The organism is Campylobacter sp. B0100352/1 (assembly GCF_020135855.1).
Taxonomy (GTDB): Bacteria; Campylobacterota; Campylobacteria; order Campylobacterales; family Campylobacteraceae; genus Campylobacter_D; species Campylobacter_D taeniopygiae.
The window spans coordinates 1-16383 of the sequence record NZ_JACHTP010000029.1 but is presented as its reverse complement, the minus strand read 5'-3'; the positions used below and the strand labels follow the sequence as shown (position 1 = coordinate 16383).

Sequence of the window (16383 nt, the reverse complement as noted above, 5' to 3'; positions counted from 1 at the left end):
CTCACAGAGAGTGCAAGGTTGTCTTTATAAATTAAAAAACAACCTTAATAAAATTTAAAAATCTTGATTTAACTCATCACTTACATTTTTAATAAGCTTTGCATTATGCTCTAAAGCATTGGATATAAAATAAAGTTCTTTATCTTCCACATAAAGCTCTCTCGTGCTAATACCCATTTTTGTACAAAATAAAGCTAAAGCTTGTAAATCGTCTTTTATTTGATCTAAAATATCGATTAATTTTATATTTTTCATATCATATCCTTTGTGTATTTTCTTATAGACGAATCACTTATTTTAAGCTCATCTTTTATTTGAATGTTTGCAAACCCTTGCGTTTTTAACTTTTTGAGTTTATGTATTGTATTATCGTCAAGTTTGTATATCTTTTGCTTTTTACTCTCTTTATTTCTGTAAAAATTTAAAAGTTCTCTTTGTGCTTCAAGCAGCTCATCTTTTAAATTACGCGTTTGTCTTTTATATTCATCTTAAGCCATAAGTGCTGATGTATTTTGCGATAGCTCTTGCTATGCTTAAGCTATCTTCACTAAAACCAAGATAAAAGCTAGCCATGCCACTATAAGTATCAATTAAAGATATGATGGTGTAGCGTTTATGCCAAGAACATTCCTCACCTTTTAAGCCGTATTTTTCATTAATAATTTCCACCTTGCAAATAGCATCAAGTGGGCTTGCGTCAATCTCTACGATTTCATTGATGGTAGAAGCTTTCCAATTACTCACCCCAAGTGCAGGCAGATGGCGACTTATGGCTCCATCTTCTCCATGTAAGATGATATTTTTTATAAGCTTGTTTTCTTTTAAGTATTTTTTCATACTTCTTAAAACACACTCATAGCTTATAAACTCATCTTTTTTGCCTAGAAAATCTTTCAAATCTAATTTTCCATTTTTGGCAATTTCATAATTTATAATGCGATGGATATTAGAAGCATTAAGCCTTCCTTTTTGTGCGAGCAAGGTATTTACAAAAAGTTCTTTTATGCCAAGTCTTTCGATCTCATCTGCTTTTTTATTTTCTCTTTTATCTACTAAAGCATCAAGTCCATGTGCTAAGTATTCTTTTTGCCAAGCAAAGAGTTTGTTTTGTGTGAGTTTAAACTCATAGATTTTTTTAGCGTTAATGTAATTTATAAAATCATTTGTGCTTATCTTGCCTTTAGCATGAAGCCATTCTTTAACTACGGCAGCTTTTTGCAAAGCTAAATTTTGCTTTTTAGAACTTGCTTTTGCAAATTCGCTTAAGCTATCTTTGTTTATTTGTATTTGATTTTCACTGAGTTTAATCTCGTTAGTACTTTGTACTTGTAAAGCATTAGAATTTTTAAGCAAAGCATCATCATTTAATGGTTTGCTTAAAAATTCTTGTGTTGTTTTATTTGAAAATTCATCTTTGTATGTGTGCTTTGCTAGGTATGCTTGAGTACTTGCGTTTTTTGTAGTTTGATAAATCATGACTTATGTCTTCTATGCTAAAACCTTGCCCTATTAGAACTTGCTTCTTCCTTGCTTAAAGGCTTATGCCAGGTTTGAAGGGTTTTACCTGCGTGACCACCAACCCCTTTGGAATACTTAAAGTATAATATATTGAACTTTAAAATACAAATTTTTTTACCTTTTTTATAAGCTCTATTAGTAGATTTTATTATAGTATCCCTATTTAAATTGTATTTTTTTGCGAATTCTTTACTGCTTATCCACATTTAAGCCACCTTAAATCCATCTTTTTCTAACATTTCTTTTAATTCTTTAGCCCTGCCTCTTATACCCTTAATCCTACCATTAGATAAATCATAAAGTATAACCATATCCTTATGATTTAAACCCTTAGCCTTAGCCCAAGTCATAAGCTTCACACCTTTAGCACTCATAGTTTTTATAAGTTTATTTTTCATCTCTTTCCTTAAAATATGTTATAATTGATAAAAAAGGACTCTTATGCAAGCAAATCTTAAAGAAATTCTTATAGAAATGCAAACACAAATCCACGATTTATTACTTTTAGTTCAAGTTCAACATAATAGCTATAATGAGCTCACCAAAAAACTAAATAACGATTTTCTAAAAATAACAAAAGAGCTTAGAAATCCTTTAGATAAAGAACAAGCTGCTTTTGCAACACAAGCACTTGAAAAACACTTTCAAGAGTGCAACTCGCTAACAGATGAATTTTCAAAACAATCTCAAAAAGCTTTTGATGATCGTTTTAAAAAAATTTTAGAAAATTATCAAAAAATTAAAGATCTTTCCTAGGTTTAGTTTTTATGCCTATATAACCTGTCAATATGATAGATTTTTTTAAACACTTGTTCTTTTTAGGTTTATTCTTTTTCTTCATATTTTTCCTTTAATATTATTTTTGCTTTTTTTGTGTTACCATTACCGAAAAAGTTATGTAATTATAGTATAATTTATTGAACTTGTCCAGTATTTGGAGTAAAATATGGAACTTTCTTTAAGAATGAAAGAATATAGGGAGCACTTTGGTTGGACACAGACTGATTTATCTGAGAAATCTGGCGTATCAATAAGCACAATTAAAAAGTACGAAGCTGGATCAGTTGATAATTTTACCTATGGCAATTTAAAAAAAATTGCTTCAGCTTTCAACCTATCTCCAGCTTCTTTTATTAGCGAAAATATGTCCGACAATAGTCCGACAATATCTAACAAAATATGTCCGACAAACGCAAAAAATTGTCCGACAAGCAATGTAATTTTGGAAAATTTTACTCAAACCTTAGATGATGATATAATAAATATCCCTTTTTTTGAAAATGTAAGAGCAAGTGCTGGAAGCGGTGCTTACAATGATGAAGAAAGTAATCAAGCTTTGGGTCTTTCTAAAAGTTTTTTGCGTGAATGCTTTGGCTTATACTCTTTTATAAATCTCTCTGTGATTTTAGGACAAGGCGATTCTATGGTACCAACACTCCCTGAAAATTGCTATCTTTTGGTTCAACAAAGCGAGGTAAAAGAAGGAGAAATTTGTGTAACGCGCATCGAAAATGAACTTTATGTAAAACGCTTACAAAAACGTCCTAAACTAAAACTGCTTAGTGATAATAAAGCCTACGAGTCCATAAGTTTAGATGGGGAAAATTTTGAAATACTAGGACGCGTTGTAGGATATTTTAAAAAGACCACTCTTTAGCTTTTAAAAACTTTGTAAAGTATTTGTAAAAAGAATGTAAAAAATATGTAAAGCTTTTGTAAAAAAATGTAAAGTGTTATGTAAAAATTTGTAAAGAATGAATCCTCACTTTGATTTCTAAAAAAATCTAATCAAAATACTATAAAATAATACTTTAATTAGATTTTATCTCACTTTACTTTTTTACATAACTTTATAATTTGGCATTTATGCTTTTTGATAAACCTTTAAATGCAGGTAAAAAATCTTCATTGACATTTTCAATAATAAGAGTCATAATAACTCCTTTTTCTTAATTTTGTATAACATAGATTATACTATATTTTAATAAATTTTTGCAAGTATTTTTGCTATAAAATGCTTATTTTTAAGGTTTTGAGCGAGGTTCTTTTTTTAATTTGACTTGGTTGTTTTATTTATTGCTCAACGAAAATTAATTTGGGTATAATTAGCAAATTAATTTTTTAGCTTCATATTGATTTGCTAATCAAACAAATGTTAAAATAGTCTATACGGTATTTAAGGTATTTAATAAAAAAATAAAGGGATAACAAAATGAAAACTATAAAACATAATACACAAAAAAAATAGTAAAGAATATTTAGCTGAGAGAGAAGCAGTTAAAAAAAACTATGGCAAAAATGGAAAAAGAGTTAGAAAAACCTGCTATAAATGCAGTATGTCAAGGACTCAAAAATAAATGAAATATATTGAACTAAGCGAAGCTATTGCTATACACGAAAAAATTATTGAAAAAACAGGTGGATTAAGCGGTTATAATGGAACACAAATAGAATATTTGGCTAGTGCATTAGAGTATATAAAAACGATGATTATTATCCTACGATAACTAATAAAATCACACATTTAATATTTTCCTGTGTAAAATTTCATCCATTTGCTGATGAAAATAAACGGACTTCAATATTTCTAGGTATGTACTTTTTAGATTTAGATGATAAATATAATGATAAATTTGCCGAAGTTATGGAAGATATTGTTGTCGGTGTTGCAGATGATTCTATTACAAAAGATGATTTAAATCAAATTTTACAAAATTTTATTGATAAAAATATTTCTAACAATTAAGAAATGTAAAGAAGCAACTATGAAAAAAGAATATGATTTTTCAAAAGCAATAAGAAATCCTTATATAGATAAAGAGTTAAAAAGTAAATTTCAATTAATTTAAATAGCTCAACTATTATTTTTAAAGAAATGGCTACATAGAAAAGGAGTTCCTTATCAAGTTTTAATTAAATTTTTTAAATGATTGCGTGAATAAAAAACTAGATATTGTAATCAAGTAATAGGAAATTTATAGCAAACTTCTTTTTTATTTGACTTTGAAAAAATGCATAAATATATTATTTATTATAGTTTTGAATAAAAAATATCATTAAAAAAGGCCACATATAATCCGCTAACACATAATATCCATTAAATATATCTTGTGAAAATCTTGCATGTGCTACTTTATTTCTAATATTAAAACCTTCTCTGCAAAATAATAATCGCAATTCTTTTATAATATCTTCCTCTAGAAGATTTTGATTTTTTATTTTATCTAGTAAATTTTCTAAAGTTTCATATTCTTGCATTTGCTGATTATTCCTATTATTTTTTATGACATCTTCACCTATTATATGTCTTAATACAGCTTCAATGCTTACTGAAGCATAAATAAAAAAATCCATATAATCTTCATGTATTCCAGCATAAAACATTCTTGCTATAATTTCTTCATATCCTTTTGGAATTATATTATTATAAGTTAAAGAATAAAAATATTCTTTACTTGGATAAAATTTTTGAAGCAGTTTTAGTTTTAAGATATTTATTAAAAGATAAGATGCGGATATATATGATAATTATAATTTCTAAATAACCCAAAATCATCAATATTTTCTAGTAAATAATCTTCATCAAAGCGTATAGTTTGAGGAAAAAATAATTCTATAAAACCATCACCTTTTATTTTTTTAAAATCTATTTTAAAATACAGATAGAATTTAAGAATGCAGTTAAATAAATTAGAATTAATTTTTAAGTAATTATCCATATCATTCTTGAATTTTTCTAATAATTGTTGTATTTCTAATGGAATATCTATTTCTATAGGTTTAAAACTTGAAATTAAATTTTTGTTATTTTCTTGTATCAATAAATTGATTTTTGATATTTGTTCTTTGTTATTGATTTGATTAGCAAATTCCAAGGCGTATCTTAAAACCTCCGCCTTGATAGCACTATCTTTAATTTTATTGGCTATTAATAAATTTATATTAATATTACCTTTTGATAAGTATTTGTTTTATTGCTTTGATCTATTAAGGTTAAAATTTCATATATTCCACATATAAAATTTTATGTATTTGCAAAGAAGAAACTTCGCTTATGGTATTTGTGTAATTAGTTTTTATATCAATGATTTTATAAAGCTTTATATTATTATATTTAACTCATCTTTATTATAAAAATGTTTATATTTTGTAATTAAGCTTTCAAATAATCTTATAAATCTAAAATCCATATCTTTAGATTCTTTGCTATACAAGTAATTATTTATAATATCTTTCAGTTTTTCTATATATTTCAAATCTTCTTCTAGTTGAAATTTATAATTTAAATCATATGCAAATAATATTCCCTCTCTAAGTTCATAAGCATTTTTATCAAACAATTTATTTAAAAATAAAATGGTATTTTTATAATGAGTTTGGCTATATCAGGCTTATTTATATCTTGATATTCTAACAATAAAATAGTAGCTAGCCTTAATTGTCATAGAGGGTTTTTAATATTATAAAGTATGTCATTAAGTGGTTTTAAGTATTCTGCTTTTAGTCTTTTTTTGCTTGTATTTGTAGTTTAAATAATCAGGGTTATAATTACAAAAATGATATAAAAAATTAATGCTATTTTTATATTTTATATTATTTTCATTACTGTTTAATTCTTTTTATTAATTCATAAAATGAAAATATATTTTCACATTTATTAAAATCAAGATTAAGTAAATTATTCACAATGTTATATTCTTTTTCTTTCATGGTTAAAACCTTTATAAAATTTTCTAAACTAAATAATCCTTTAAAAACATAGCAAGAATTATATTCAAGAATAGTTTAAAAATATTTTTTAAGATTTATCATAAATATAGTTTTTATAAAATTAGCCGTGCAAATTATCTTAAATTTTTACTTGCGTTGGACTTTTAAGGGTTTGTTTGTAAAATATTTTAAAACATACCAAAAAATTTTGCGTTTCGATAGTTAGTGTAGAAAAAAGCTTAATTTCTTTGTATGAGCGAGTGATTCATATTGCTAAACTCAACTTATAAAATTTCCAAAATTAGATTTCGCAAATTTATTACTATTCGCAATATAAATATATTTAATTTGGATTTGTTTAAACTGTAAAGAAAAATTAAAACTATTCTTATAAAAAGCGGATGCTGTTTTTCTTATATTTTATCCATACTGTGTAAAAATTTCAATTTTTTAGGTATAATTAGCAAAGCTAAATTAATTTTTACTTTACTTATATATTCTTTTTAGAATTAAGATAATTGATGATAAAAGGTTTTATTATGATAAGAAATGATGTTTTGCCTCAGATAAAAAAGACAACAGAAAAAAGAGTTATTGATTTGAGTGTTTTGCCTCAGATAAAAAAGACAACAGAAAAAAGAGAAAAAGAGCTTATTAGAATGCTAATACAGGACAATAGATTGGCTTTAAAATATCTAGAAGATAAGTAATGGAAGAAAAATTTTGTGATGATAATGCTAGATTGCTATATAATCGTATCGTAAAAATCAATGAAGAGTTGGTAAAAGATTCAAAATCTAAATTATTTAAAAAAAGTATTATTCAGAATAAAGGGAGTTTACTAGATCTTTGTAATAGCATTTATACTACCAAACCCTTTACGCAACCTCCAGAGCCTTATTGTTCTGATTTTGCTGAAATGACTGCAATGATTATTTTTAGGCTTAACAAAGGGCATTGTTTTGTTGATGGAAATAAACGCACTATTCTTTTAATTATAATGGAATTAATAAAGGATGTATACCCTGTTTTTTATAATGATTTTTTTAAAGGTGGACTTTCAATTTTTTTAAAAGATATGATTGAGAAAAGTTTAAATCAAGAACAAGTTTTAGAATGGGTTAGAAATCAATATAATTTGGAGTATGAAATATCTGATGAAGTAAATCACATTATTCATATTATAATGCAATACAAAAGAATTGGACACTATGATGAAGCAATAAAAATGTATCAAGATGTTTTAAGTAAGTATGGCCCTTCTGTTGCTCTTTATAAATCAGTAGCCAAGGTTCTAACTTGCAAAGGTGAGTATGAACAAGCTGTAAAATTATATGAACAAGCTATAATGATGTGTAATGAATATATTGATGAGTTTGAATTATATAATTTAGAGAGACATAAGAATAAATTATTAAAGAGAAATGAAATAAGTAAAAAAGAATTTTTAGAATACTTAAAAGCTGTTTCTGGAAATCCTAATTATTCTTTATAATTTACTTTTAGACTCTAGTTATAAAAACAGCAACCTTACTGGTTATTTATTAATTATACGATTCGTACAATATCAGCTAGAAAAGCAACTGTAAAAGAGAAAATAACATAAGAAGCAACTATGAAAAAAGAATATGATTTTTCAAAAGCAATAAGAAATCCTTATGTAGATAAAGAGTTAAAAAGTAAATTTCAATTAATTTAAATAGCTCAACTATTATTTTAAAGAAATAGCTAATAGAAAAGGAGCTCCTTATCAAGTTTTAATTAATATTTTTTTAAATGATTGCGTGAATAAAAAACTAGATATTGTAATCAAGCAATAGGAAATTTAAAGCAAAATTTTAGGATTTAAGATGAATTATAATAACAAAGAAGAATTATCTTAATAAAGAACAGATTAAAAAGTTTTTAGAAGATAAAGATAGATATAGCTTGTTTATAAATGGAAAATGGGGAGTAGGTAAGACTTATCTCTGGAAAGAAATTGAAAATGAGATTTCTAATACGAAAAAGGATTTTGAATTAAATAAAGTAAAATTAAATTTTTTCAGTCATTTGAAGTATTTGTATGAATTTATTATCTTAATTGTTAAATTTTTAATTAAATACTTTAGTTATTGTGAATTTATAAAACAAGAAGATGAATCTTTAAGGGTTATTTATATATCTTTATTTGGAAAAGAGCATTACAAAGAAATCTTAGAGGAGATAACTCTTAATTCATACAAATATAATAAATTGGTTTATTTTTTAAGAAATTTAACTTTTTGGAAAATTTCTATTGGTTCTTTATTTCAATTTTTTATAAAACAAGATTTTAAAAATATAATTGTATGCTTTGATGATTTAGAGCGAAAATCAGATAAACTGAATATCAAAGATTTATTAGGTTTGATTAACAATCTAAAAGAAGGAAAATGTAAAGTTATTTTAATAGGTGATGATAGCAAGCTTAATAATAAAAAAATTTTTGATAATTATAAAGAAAAATGTATAGATTTAGAAATTACCATAGATTCTAGACTTGAAGTTGTGCTACAAATAGCAAAAGAGAAATGTCCTCAAATAAACACTAAATTGCTTCCATGTACTTTATTAAATGGTATTAAAAATCTAAGACAATTAAATAAGATTTTAAGTGCTTTTAATTATTTTCACGAAGAATTGCATTTTAAAGAAAAACTAGTAGAAAATCCTGATTGTAAAGATTTTCTTGTTTATGTGTTTGAAGTAATCGTTGAAAAAATAGATAGTATTTACACTATTAGTAGCGAATTACTTGAATTTAAACATTTATTTACCAAAATTATTGAAGAAATAATCAAAGATTACTTTAACAATGCAACTTATTTAATATCAAATAGAATGAGAGAAGCTTTTAATAGCGAGTTTGATAATTATCAATTGTATATATATCGTACTAATTTTATTCAAATTTTTTCAAATCTTATACAAACAAATGTATTTAATGAAAATGATAAAGAAAAAATTAATGAAATTTTACAATATATTGCTGATAAAAATAAAATTGATGATTTTATTGATCTAAGCAAAATAGGTATTGTTGATTTTTTCGCACTTACTTATATTTTTGATTTGCATAACAATCAAGCAGTTATCGAAATTAAGAAAAAATATATAAGAAAATTTTATGGTAATTTTTCTCATGTAGAGTTATTGTTGAAAATGGAACAAAATAAAAATGATGATTTATTGGAAGAATTTAATAAAATGGTAGAACATTTTGATAATCATTTAAATGAATATTTTCAAAATGAACACAAAACCCTAACTCAAGAAATAATAGATGATGTAAAAAATTATTATAATTTTTATAATGTAGCAAAAAGTATAAATGCTACCAAAGATAAAACATTGTATAAGAATTTAAAAAAACAATAAAATAACTTCATATTATTTAGATTATTTATTTTTAAATAAAACAAATCAAGAACAATTTCCAAATCTATATGATGAATATAATAAAGATAATAAATCTTGAATGAAAGTAGACTGTTAAGCGTTTTTTTAAATAATTTAAAACACTTAATAATATTTGTTTTAATCTATCAAAATTCCTTTATTTTTTAATTCCTCATGAAAATCTTTTCTTTTATCGAGATCATTTGTGGTTACAATGGTAAATCCTGCTTGTTGAATTTTCATGAGATTTTCTTTTGAGATGTTCATACTATGAAATAATTTTTTAAAATGCTCAGATGTCATTGTAGCCGCTCTAACATAATGAAAAAATGGATTGCCAGTTTCTTTATTTTTGTTATATTGTATAGTATTATTAAACACTATGTCGCTGCTATAACTAGTGTTTTGGAAATTATCTTCTTTAATGCGCTTTCTCATCTCGTTATAAAATGAAACTAGTTTATTGTTTTCATCTTTAATAAGATTAAGTATAGGATTTGGAATTCTGTCTAAATATTGGTTGTTTTCATCAAAATTATCCACATTAAAAGAGGTAATATAGTAGGATTTATCCGCTGCTAATATTATAGAAGCTGAAGGATAGTTTTTGTCATAACCATCAAAATATAAATTTACATTTACATTATTATATTGATAGCGAAGCTTAATACAGTTTCCAACTTTTCTATATTTAGCATTATTATATTTCTCTAATAAAATATCTAAAATAATAGTATCACTCATTTGTATTCCTTTTTGTCTTAAAAATAACACTTTTTTTTCTTTTTCAATGATTGTTTTATTTCTTGATTATATTGTTTATTAATTCTAAAATAAGATCTAAAAACTCGATAATCTTGCCTATAAAATCTCAAGCTTAAATAATGCCTTAAAACAAAAATCTAAATATTATACTATATATACATCAACTATGTTAAAGCAATATAAATATAAATCAAATTGACAATTTTTTATTGTGTATGGCATAACTTAGAATCATTATAATGTCAGATCGAGATTGCCTATCTCAAACATTATTTTAAATAGCTATTTAAATTTTTTTCATAATCACTTAAAAAGCATTAATTTTTACTTATAAAGGTATTATGTGATTTTTATTGTAATTTTAGGAGCTAAAGTATTTTTCTTTGTTATATTAAAGTATACTTGTTTTATAAATATATTTGTAAAGATTTTTTTGTGAAACTTAAATTTCTGCAGCATAAATAAAATTTCTAAAAAGCAATTTTCACTTTGAGAATATTATTAAAACTTCCAATTTGCATATAATAACAGATATAATTAGCTATTATAAGGAGTAATATTACTATATTAAATGCTATTATTTTTTTATGATTTACTTCAATACCATTGTTATGTATTTTAATTAGAAAATTATAAAGTCCATGAAGAATATTTACAATAAAAAGAGCAATACAAAGAATAACAAAAATTAATCTGTAAATACTAACTTGGTGCATATGAGATAAGATTGAACTAGAAAATGCAAAAGAACCAGTAAATGTTAATACGATTGAAGCAAAAATACCGAGAATGGTAATATATTGTTTTTGGATTTCTTTTATTTTTTCTTCAAATTTGTTACTTTCACTTTTTATTTTTTCTTCAAATTTGTTACTTTCACTTTTTATTTTTTCTTCAAATTTGTTACTTTCACTTTTTATTTTTTCTTTAATTTCGTTACTTTGGTTTTGTAAGTGGTAAATTGAGTAATATATTTGACTTTCATTTTCTTTCTTCTCCTCTTGATCTTCTTTCTTCTCCTCTTGATCTTCTTTCTTCTCTCTTTCTATTTCCTTATTTATATTTTTTTCTAAAGAATCCATTATTTTACTCTTCTAAGCTTTGTAATATTCAATTATATCTTCATTTTGAATTGCATTAGATTTGTTTTCTTGAAATACTTTTTTCCAAGGAGAATCATTGTGTGAAATTTCAGATAACTCCCAAGCATTTTTCTTTCCAAATTTATTATATACAGCTTCAATAATATTTTTAGATTCCTCATCTAAATCAATAGAGTCATCATCTGCTTTAAGTAATTTTGTAATTTCTTTCTTTCCTGATCCTTGTAATTCTTGATAAATTGCTACATTAACAGGTCCATATGGCCATGCCTGAAAAGTTTCTCTTACCAAAGGTCTTTCATATGTAGCTAAACTCATGGCGTGAGCAAAGTATACAAGTTTTTGAATTTGCATATGCGTGAGACTATTTTTTTTTGTTTTGCTTAGTTTAATAAATTCATTTGCAATTCTTTTTCCAGAGTAAGCATTATAACAGTTTGTTTTCATTACTTCTCCTTAATATATTTTAATTATAAGTATAGTATATCATAAATTAATTATTTATAAGTGTAAAAAGATTAAATCAAGATAATTTGAAAAAACTTTTAGAAGATCATGAAATTTTTATGACGCATAAAAATAATAGCTATAAATTCAATTCTTTATTTAAACACACTTCAATAATGCAATATTATCATCATTATGATTTGTGGAGTAATGAAGAATTATTTTTAATGGTTTTTGAAAAGCAAAGAATGGACAAATTTATTCTAAATACATTAAATAAAATAGATTCAAAATATTTCTTTCATTGGAATCAAGAATTGGAAAAATATTTAGATGAAACATAGACAAATCAACTTTGTTTTTATTTCTTTTTGAAGAAAGAGTGTATTATATTTTAACTTCATTGAGACTATTTTTCCTGTTCCTTATTTTTAGTAAAAAGTAATTTTATACACATAATTATATTTATTATTGAAATCACTATAATAAATACAATAACCAAATAAAACGTTTCTGGATTAATTCCAATTTTTTCAGAATAACTTTTTAAATTTGAAAAAGTGCCACATGCTAAATCAATAATCATAATTAGTGTTAATAGTGCTAATAATAAGTTGATTTTCAATATTTTTTTTAAAAATGTAATTTTTATTGATTTTATTTCTCATTAACTTTTGTAAGGGGTATTTTAAAAAGAACATGCAACTATCCCTAAATAATTTTAGCAAAACCACCAAATAATAGGATTTTAAAGCTCATAAAAATAACTTTTTATCTTTCCTAATTTAAAGTGTAAAAAATCCCAAATATCCCAAAATGTCTGTTTTGTCCCTAAAAAGTAATAAATATTGTTTAAAATGCAATTAAAAGCGATATTTGATTTTAAATTTTATATCCCAAAAATGTTTTTAACCCTATAAGATAGTTACATTTCTACTTAAAATAATCTTATATTTTATTTGTTATGTAACTATCCCTATAAAACACTATATAATCATAGTTTAACTACTTTTTATACAAAAATAATATGTAACTATCTATAGCTTTAAGGTTTGAAGGAAAGTTACATAGAAAGCTTAATTTTTTTTACTATATATCTATTAATTTTATAGTATATTTATAATTTTTATGGAAAAATATTTTAATTTAATTCAAAAAAATGGGAATGGAATTCATGGATAATAATATTATAGACAAAAAAATGTCGAAACTCTCCTCTAATTTAGAAGGTACTTTGAGAAAGTATTTAAAGTGCATTCATGCTGATTTTGGTGTCAAAAATGAACTATTCTTAGAACAAAACTGGACAAAATCAGTAAATTTTACATTAGGAGTCAAATATGCTCGTGCCACAGCTCAAAGACAAAGTGAAATAAAAGATTTTTTAGAAAATGGACTTAAAGGAGAGAATATAAAAGATCTTGTTGAGAATAGCAAGTATTATTGTTTAGGGGATAAGAATGGAGCACTTGAATATATTTCACAAACAATTACAAAAATACAATATTTATTGTCTGACGAAATTTAATAAATCGTGAAAATTAAAGATTTGCTATTTATCTTGTTATTTAATAAATAATTATAGTAGCTGTAATTTGCTAATATATGACATAATAAAAGTAAAACTACAATAAGGAGTTTTTGATATGCATGAAATAGTAACAAATGATTGGTTTTTATTTGCAACTGGTATATGTAGTATACTAGGATTAATGGCAAATATCTTAATTGTTAAAAAAGTTATTGGTATAAATTCTAAGATCGATATCAATAAGCAAACCATCAATGGAAGCAATAATAACACAGCTGGTAGAGATGTTAATGTTAAATAAGCAAACCATCAATGGAAGCAATAATAACACAGCTGGTAGAGATGTTAATGTTAATAATTTTTATAACTTTAATTATCCAATAAAACATGAAATATCTATAGGAAGTATTTTAAAAAACATATCCGAATTTACTATTAACCTTCAATTTGAAAAACCAGACACTGGGGAATATACAATTGAAGAAAAAATTAACTATAATAAATTAACACAATTTAAAGAATTCTTTGACGATTATATGGAAAATTATAATATTGTAAAAGAAAAAATTAGGATTATTTCAGCAGAAGATATTAATTTCGAACAGCGCTTGGTCAAATATGTAAAAAATAAATATATAAAGCTTTATGATAAAAATAATCCAAATTTAACTTTAAACAATATATTAGAAGAAATAGAAAACGATCTAAAGCAAAATACTGATTTAAGTATAGATGATATTAGCTGTACTCATTATATTGTATTTTATGTATTTGCTTTGTGTAAAATATTTGAAAAACCTATAAAAGGGCTATAACTTATGATTATCACCGAAAGAAATCCGAAGCAAAGTCTTTATTTTCTAGGTGCTGCTTTGCTTGAAATTTTGAAAAACAAAAACATAGAATATTCACTTTTTGAATTATATGAACAATTTCAAAAAAAGAATAATGTTGAAATAAAAAAATTTATTTTGATTTTAGATTGGTTGTATTTAGCCAACTATATAGAGATTACTCAAGAGGGATTTATAATAAAATGTTCTTAGAATCTTTAATTATTAAAGATGTTTTTGAAAATAATATACGAAGCGTAAAATTTAATCCAAATGGCTTAAATCTTATTGTCGGAATTCCTGAAAAAGACGGCTCAACAAATAATATTGGAAAAACAACACTAATAAGATGTATTGATTTTTGTTTAGGTGGAAAAATTGAACAATTATACGAAGATAAAGAATTTAAAACAATCAATGATGATATTTTTTCTTTCTTGGCAAAAAAACAACCTTATTTTGAAATTATTCTTAGTAATTCTATACAAAAAAATATAAAATATAAAATTTTAAGAAAAATTATCTATAAACATGAAAGAAAAGATTTTTCAATCGAAAACCAAATATGGTCAAATGATACACTTATAGAAGGAGATTTTAAACAAAAATTAAAAGAAATATTATTTAATAATCATGATGAAAAACCAACATTAAGACAGCTTATTCCAAAATTTATTAGAAAAGATGATCAACAGATAAATAATGTGTTAAAATTTCTACATCAAACCACCAAAAAGGCTATTTATGAAAAAATACATTTGTTTTTATTTGATTTTAAAGCAAAAAGCTTATTGTCATCAAAAGGAGAACTAGAGCATAAATTAAATCATAAAATAGGTATAAAAAAGGCTTTAACTTCAAGATTTAATATCATAGATTTAAAGCAAATTTTAGAAATTAACAAAAAAGAATTAGAAAAACTTTACCAACAAAGAGATAATTTTCAAATTGATAATAAGTATGAATTAGAAGAAAAAGAATTGGAAGAAATACATTTAAAACTCATGGAGGTAAAAAATAATATTTTTAACAACAATCTAAAAAAATCCATACTAACAAAGCAACTTAATGAGCTTTGCAATAATATTTTTGATAGTGATATGCAATCATTAAAGTTATTATATGACGAAGCTAATTTCTATCTAGATAATTTACATAAAAGTTTTAATGAAACAGTCGCTTTTCATAACAAAATGATTACTAATGAAATAAATTATCTAAATAACCGATTAGATAAAATTGAAACAGATACAACACAACTGCTATGTGAAAAAAATATTTTATATAAACAATATTCAGATTTATTAGAAAAACTTTCAAAAACTGGATCATTGGCGGAATATACCAAATTAAACGAACAAATAGAAAAATTAATAGAAGAAAAAGGGAAAAATGAAAGTTTGCTTAATGAATTAGAAAAGGTAGAAAAAGAAATAAACGATATCAACACTAAGTTATCAGAAATCAAAGAAGAGATAAATAAAAATTTGCATGATTTTGATAATAAATTAGCCATTTTTAATGAATCGTTTAGTCGTTATTCTAAAATTTTGTACGATAGTGATTTTTTCTTATCATATGATGTAGAAAAAGATCCTATTTGTTTTTATACTAAAAATGTTACAGGCAATGAAGGGAGTGGTAAAAAACAAGCTACTATATCAGCCTTTGATTTGGCATATATTGACTTTATAAACAAAGCAAATCTTAATTATCCGCATTTTGTAGCTTACGACAAGATTGAAGTAATAGATATTGAAAAAATCGATAAATTATTTGAAATATCAAATAGTATAAATGGACAATTTATCGTACCTATTCTTTATGATAAAATTGAAAATTTTTATGAAAAATATAAGAATAATATAATTTTAGAGTTATCTGATAGTAATAAATTTTTTAGATTCTAAATAAAATTTTATTTTAGTTAAAATTTTTGGATTCTTCTGATTTTTATCATACAAAATCATTTTGTTTAAAACTTTCATAATTTTAATTTACAATACGAAATTTATACTTATAATTAAAACTTTCAAAATAAAATCTTTTCTTTGCT

General features: G+C 23.9%; 18 protein-coding genes and 2 pseudogenes. 12 read left to right on the top strand and 8 right to left on the bottom strand.

Annotated elements, in window-relative coordinates; genetic code table 11:
* Positions 1 to 54: 54 nt before the first annotated feature.
* The 3 genes and pseudogenes from H2279_RS07815 to H2279_RS07805 all read right to left on the bottom strand — a co-directional run bounded on the left by H2279_RS07815 (position 55) and on the right by H2279_RS07805 (position 1916).
* Positions 55 to 255 carry a hypothetical protein gene (locus H2279_RS07815; RefSeq protein WP_337196181.1) on the bottom strand — a complete coding sequence of 67 codons (201 nt, stop codon included), beginning with the start codon at positions 253 to 255 and terminating at the stop codon, positions 55 to 57.
* Positions 256 to 489: 234 nt separating this feature from the next.
* Positions 490 to 1724: pseudogene (locus tag H2279_RS07810) on the bottom strand (Mu transposase C-terminal domain-containing protein); the annotation flags it as partial.
* On the bottom strand, positions 1725 to 1916 hold the full coding sequence (locus tag H2279_RS07805; RefSeq protein ID WP_337196180.1) for a hypothetical protein: 192 nt from the start codon (positions 1914 to 1916) through the stop codon (positions 1725 to 1727). It lies immediately after the preceding pseudogene.
* A 43-nt stretch (positions 1917 to 1959) separates the two neighbouring features.
* Here H2279_RS07805 and H2279_RS07800 point away from each other — a divergent pair, with 43 nt between their 5' ends.
* From H2279_RS07800 to H2279_RS07790, 3 genes and pseudogenes are all read left to right on the top strand, one after another.
* A complete protein-coding gene (locus tag H2279_RS07800) occupies positions 1960 to 2274 on the top strand; it encodes a hypothetical protein (protein WP_337196179.1) in 315 nt (104 codons plus the stop codon).
* Positions 2275 to 2464: 190 nt separating this feature from the next.
* Positions 2465 to 3175, top strand: a complete 711-nt coding sequence (locus H2279_RS07795) for an XRE family transcriptional regulator (protein WP_337196178.1) — start codon at positions 2465 to 2467, stop codon at positions 3173 to 3175.
* 700 nt (positions 3176 to 3875) lie between these two features.
* Positions 3876 to 4264, top strand: a pseudogene (locus tag H2279_RS07790) (type II toxin-antitoxin system death-on-curing family toxin).
* A 278-nt stretch (positions 4265 to 4542) separates the two neighbouring features.
* Here H2279_RS07790 and H2279_RS07785 read toward each other — a convergent pair.
* Together H2279_RS07785 and H2279_RS07780 are read right to left on the bottom strand one after the other, a co-directional pair.
* The gene (locus H2279_RS07785; RefSeq protein ID WP_337196177.1) at positions 4543 to 4902 is read right to left on the bottom strand and encodes a DUF4209 domain-containing protein; all 360 of its coding nucleotides are present in this window, start codon (positions 4900 to 4902) and stop codon (positions 4543 to 4545) included.
* 113 nt (positions 4903 to 5015) lie between these two features.
* Positions 5016 to 5393 carry a hypothetical protein gene (locus tag H2279_RS07780; protein ID WP_337196176.1) on the bottom strand — a complete coding sequence of 126 codons (378 nt, stop codon included), beginning with the start codon at positions 5391 to 5393 and terminating at the stop codon, positions 5016 to 5018.
* A 1374-nt stretch (positions 5394 to 6767) separates the two neighbouring features.
* On the opposite strand from H2279_RS07780, the gene H2279_RS07775 reads away from it, so the two are divergent.
* From H2279_RS07775 to H2279_RS07765, 3 genes are all read left to right on the top strand, one after another.
* Entirely contained in the window at positions 6768 to 6938 is a 171-nt protein-coding gene (locus H2279_RS07775; protein ID WP_337196175.1) for a hypothetical protein, read from the top strand.
* Positions 6938 to 7723, top strand: coding sequence for a Fic family protein (locus H2279_RS07770; RefSeq protein WP_337196174.1), 786 nt, complete (start codon positions 6938 to 6940; stop codon positions 7721 to 7723). Before H2279_RS07775 ends, H2279_RS07770 begins: the two co-directional genes overlap by 1 nt.
* Before the next feature lie 359 nt (positions 7724 to 8082).
* On the top strand, positions 8083 to 9627 hold the full coding sequence (locus H2279_RS07765; RefSeq protein ID WP_337196182.1) for a P-loop NTPase fold protein: 1545 nt from the start codon (positions 8083 to 8085) through the stop codon (positions 9625 to 9627).
* 159 nt (positions 9628 to 9786) lie between these two features.
* On the opposite strand, the gene H2279_RS07760 is transcribed toward H2279_RS07765, so the two are convergent.
* The 3 genes from H2279_RS07760 to H2279_RS07750 all read right to left on the bottom strand — a co-directional run bounded on the left by H2279_RS07760 (position 9787) and on the right by H2279_RS07750 (position 11963).
* On the bottom strand, positions 9787 to 10392 hold the full coding sequence (locus H2279_RS07760) for a DNA repair protein Rad50 (RefSeq protein ID WP_337196173.1): 606 nt from the start codon (positions 10390 to 10392) through the stop codon (positions 9787 to 9789).
* 491 nt (positions 10393 to 10883) lie between these two features.
* Positions 10884 to 11495: a hypothetical protein gene (locus H2279_RS07755; protein WP_337196172.1), complete on the bottom strand. Its 612-nt coding sequence runs from the start codon at positions 11493 to 11495 to the stop codon at positions 10884 to 10886.
* Positions 11496 to 11507: 12 nt separating this feature from the next.
* Positions 11508 to 11963, bottom strand: a complete 456-nt coding sequence (locus tag H2279_RS07750) for a Panacea domain-containing protein (RefSeq protein ID WP_337196171.1) — start codon at positions 11961 to 11963, stop codon at positions 11508 to 11510.
* 86 nt (positions 11964 to 12049) lie between these two features.
* On the opposite strand from H2279_RS07750, the gene H2279_RS07745 reads away from it, so the two are divergent.
* From H2279_RS07745 to H2279_RS07720, 6 genes are all read left to right on the top strand, one after another.
* Positions 12050 to 12307 carry a hypothetical protein gene (locus tag H2279_RS07745; protein WP_337196170.1) on the top strand — a complete coding sequence of 86 codons (258 nt, stop codon included), beginning with the start codon at positions 12050 to 12052 and terminating at the stop codon, positions 12305 to 12307.
* A gap of 830 nt (positions 12308 to 13137) precedes the next feature.
* Positions 13138 to 13491: a hypothetical protein gene (locus H2279_RS07740; RefSeq protein ID WP_337196169.1), complete on the top strand. Its 354-nt coding sequence runs from the start codon at positions 13138 to 13140 to the stop codon at positions 13489 to 13491.
* Between the two features lie 118 nt (positions 13492 to 13609).
* Positions 13610 to 13795 (top strand): hypothetical protein, encoded by a 186-nt coding sequence (locus H2279_RS07735; RefSeq protein ID WP_337196168.1) that lies wholly within the window; start codon positions 13610 to 13612, stop codon positions 13793 to 13795.
* Entirely contained in the window at positions 13749 to 14309 is a 561-nt protein-coding gene (locus H2279_RS07730) for an ABC-three component system protein (protein ID WP_337196167.1), read from the top strand. Before H2279_RS07735 ends, H2279_RS07730 begins: the two co-directional genes overlap by 47 nt.
* Positions 14310 to 14312: 3 nt before the next feature.
* Entirely contained in the window at positions 14313 to 14540 is a 228-nt protein-coding gene (locus H2279_RS07725) for an ABC-three component system middle component 6 (protein ID WP_075487086.1), read from the top strand.
* The gene (locus tag H2279_RS07720) at positions 14531 to 16237 is read left to right on the top strand and encodes a hypothetical protein (protein ID WP_337196166.1); all 1707 of its coding nucleotides are present in this window, start codon (positions 14531 to 14533) and stop codon (positions 16235 to 16237) included. The genes H2279_RS07725 and H2279_RS07720 overlap by 10 nt, the downstream gene beginning before the upstream one ends.
* Positions 16238 to 16383 lie beyond the last annotated feature (146 nt).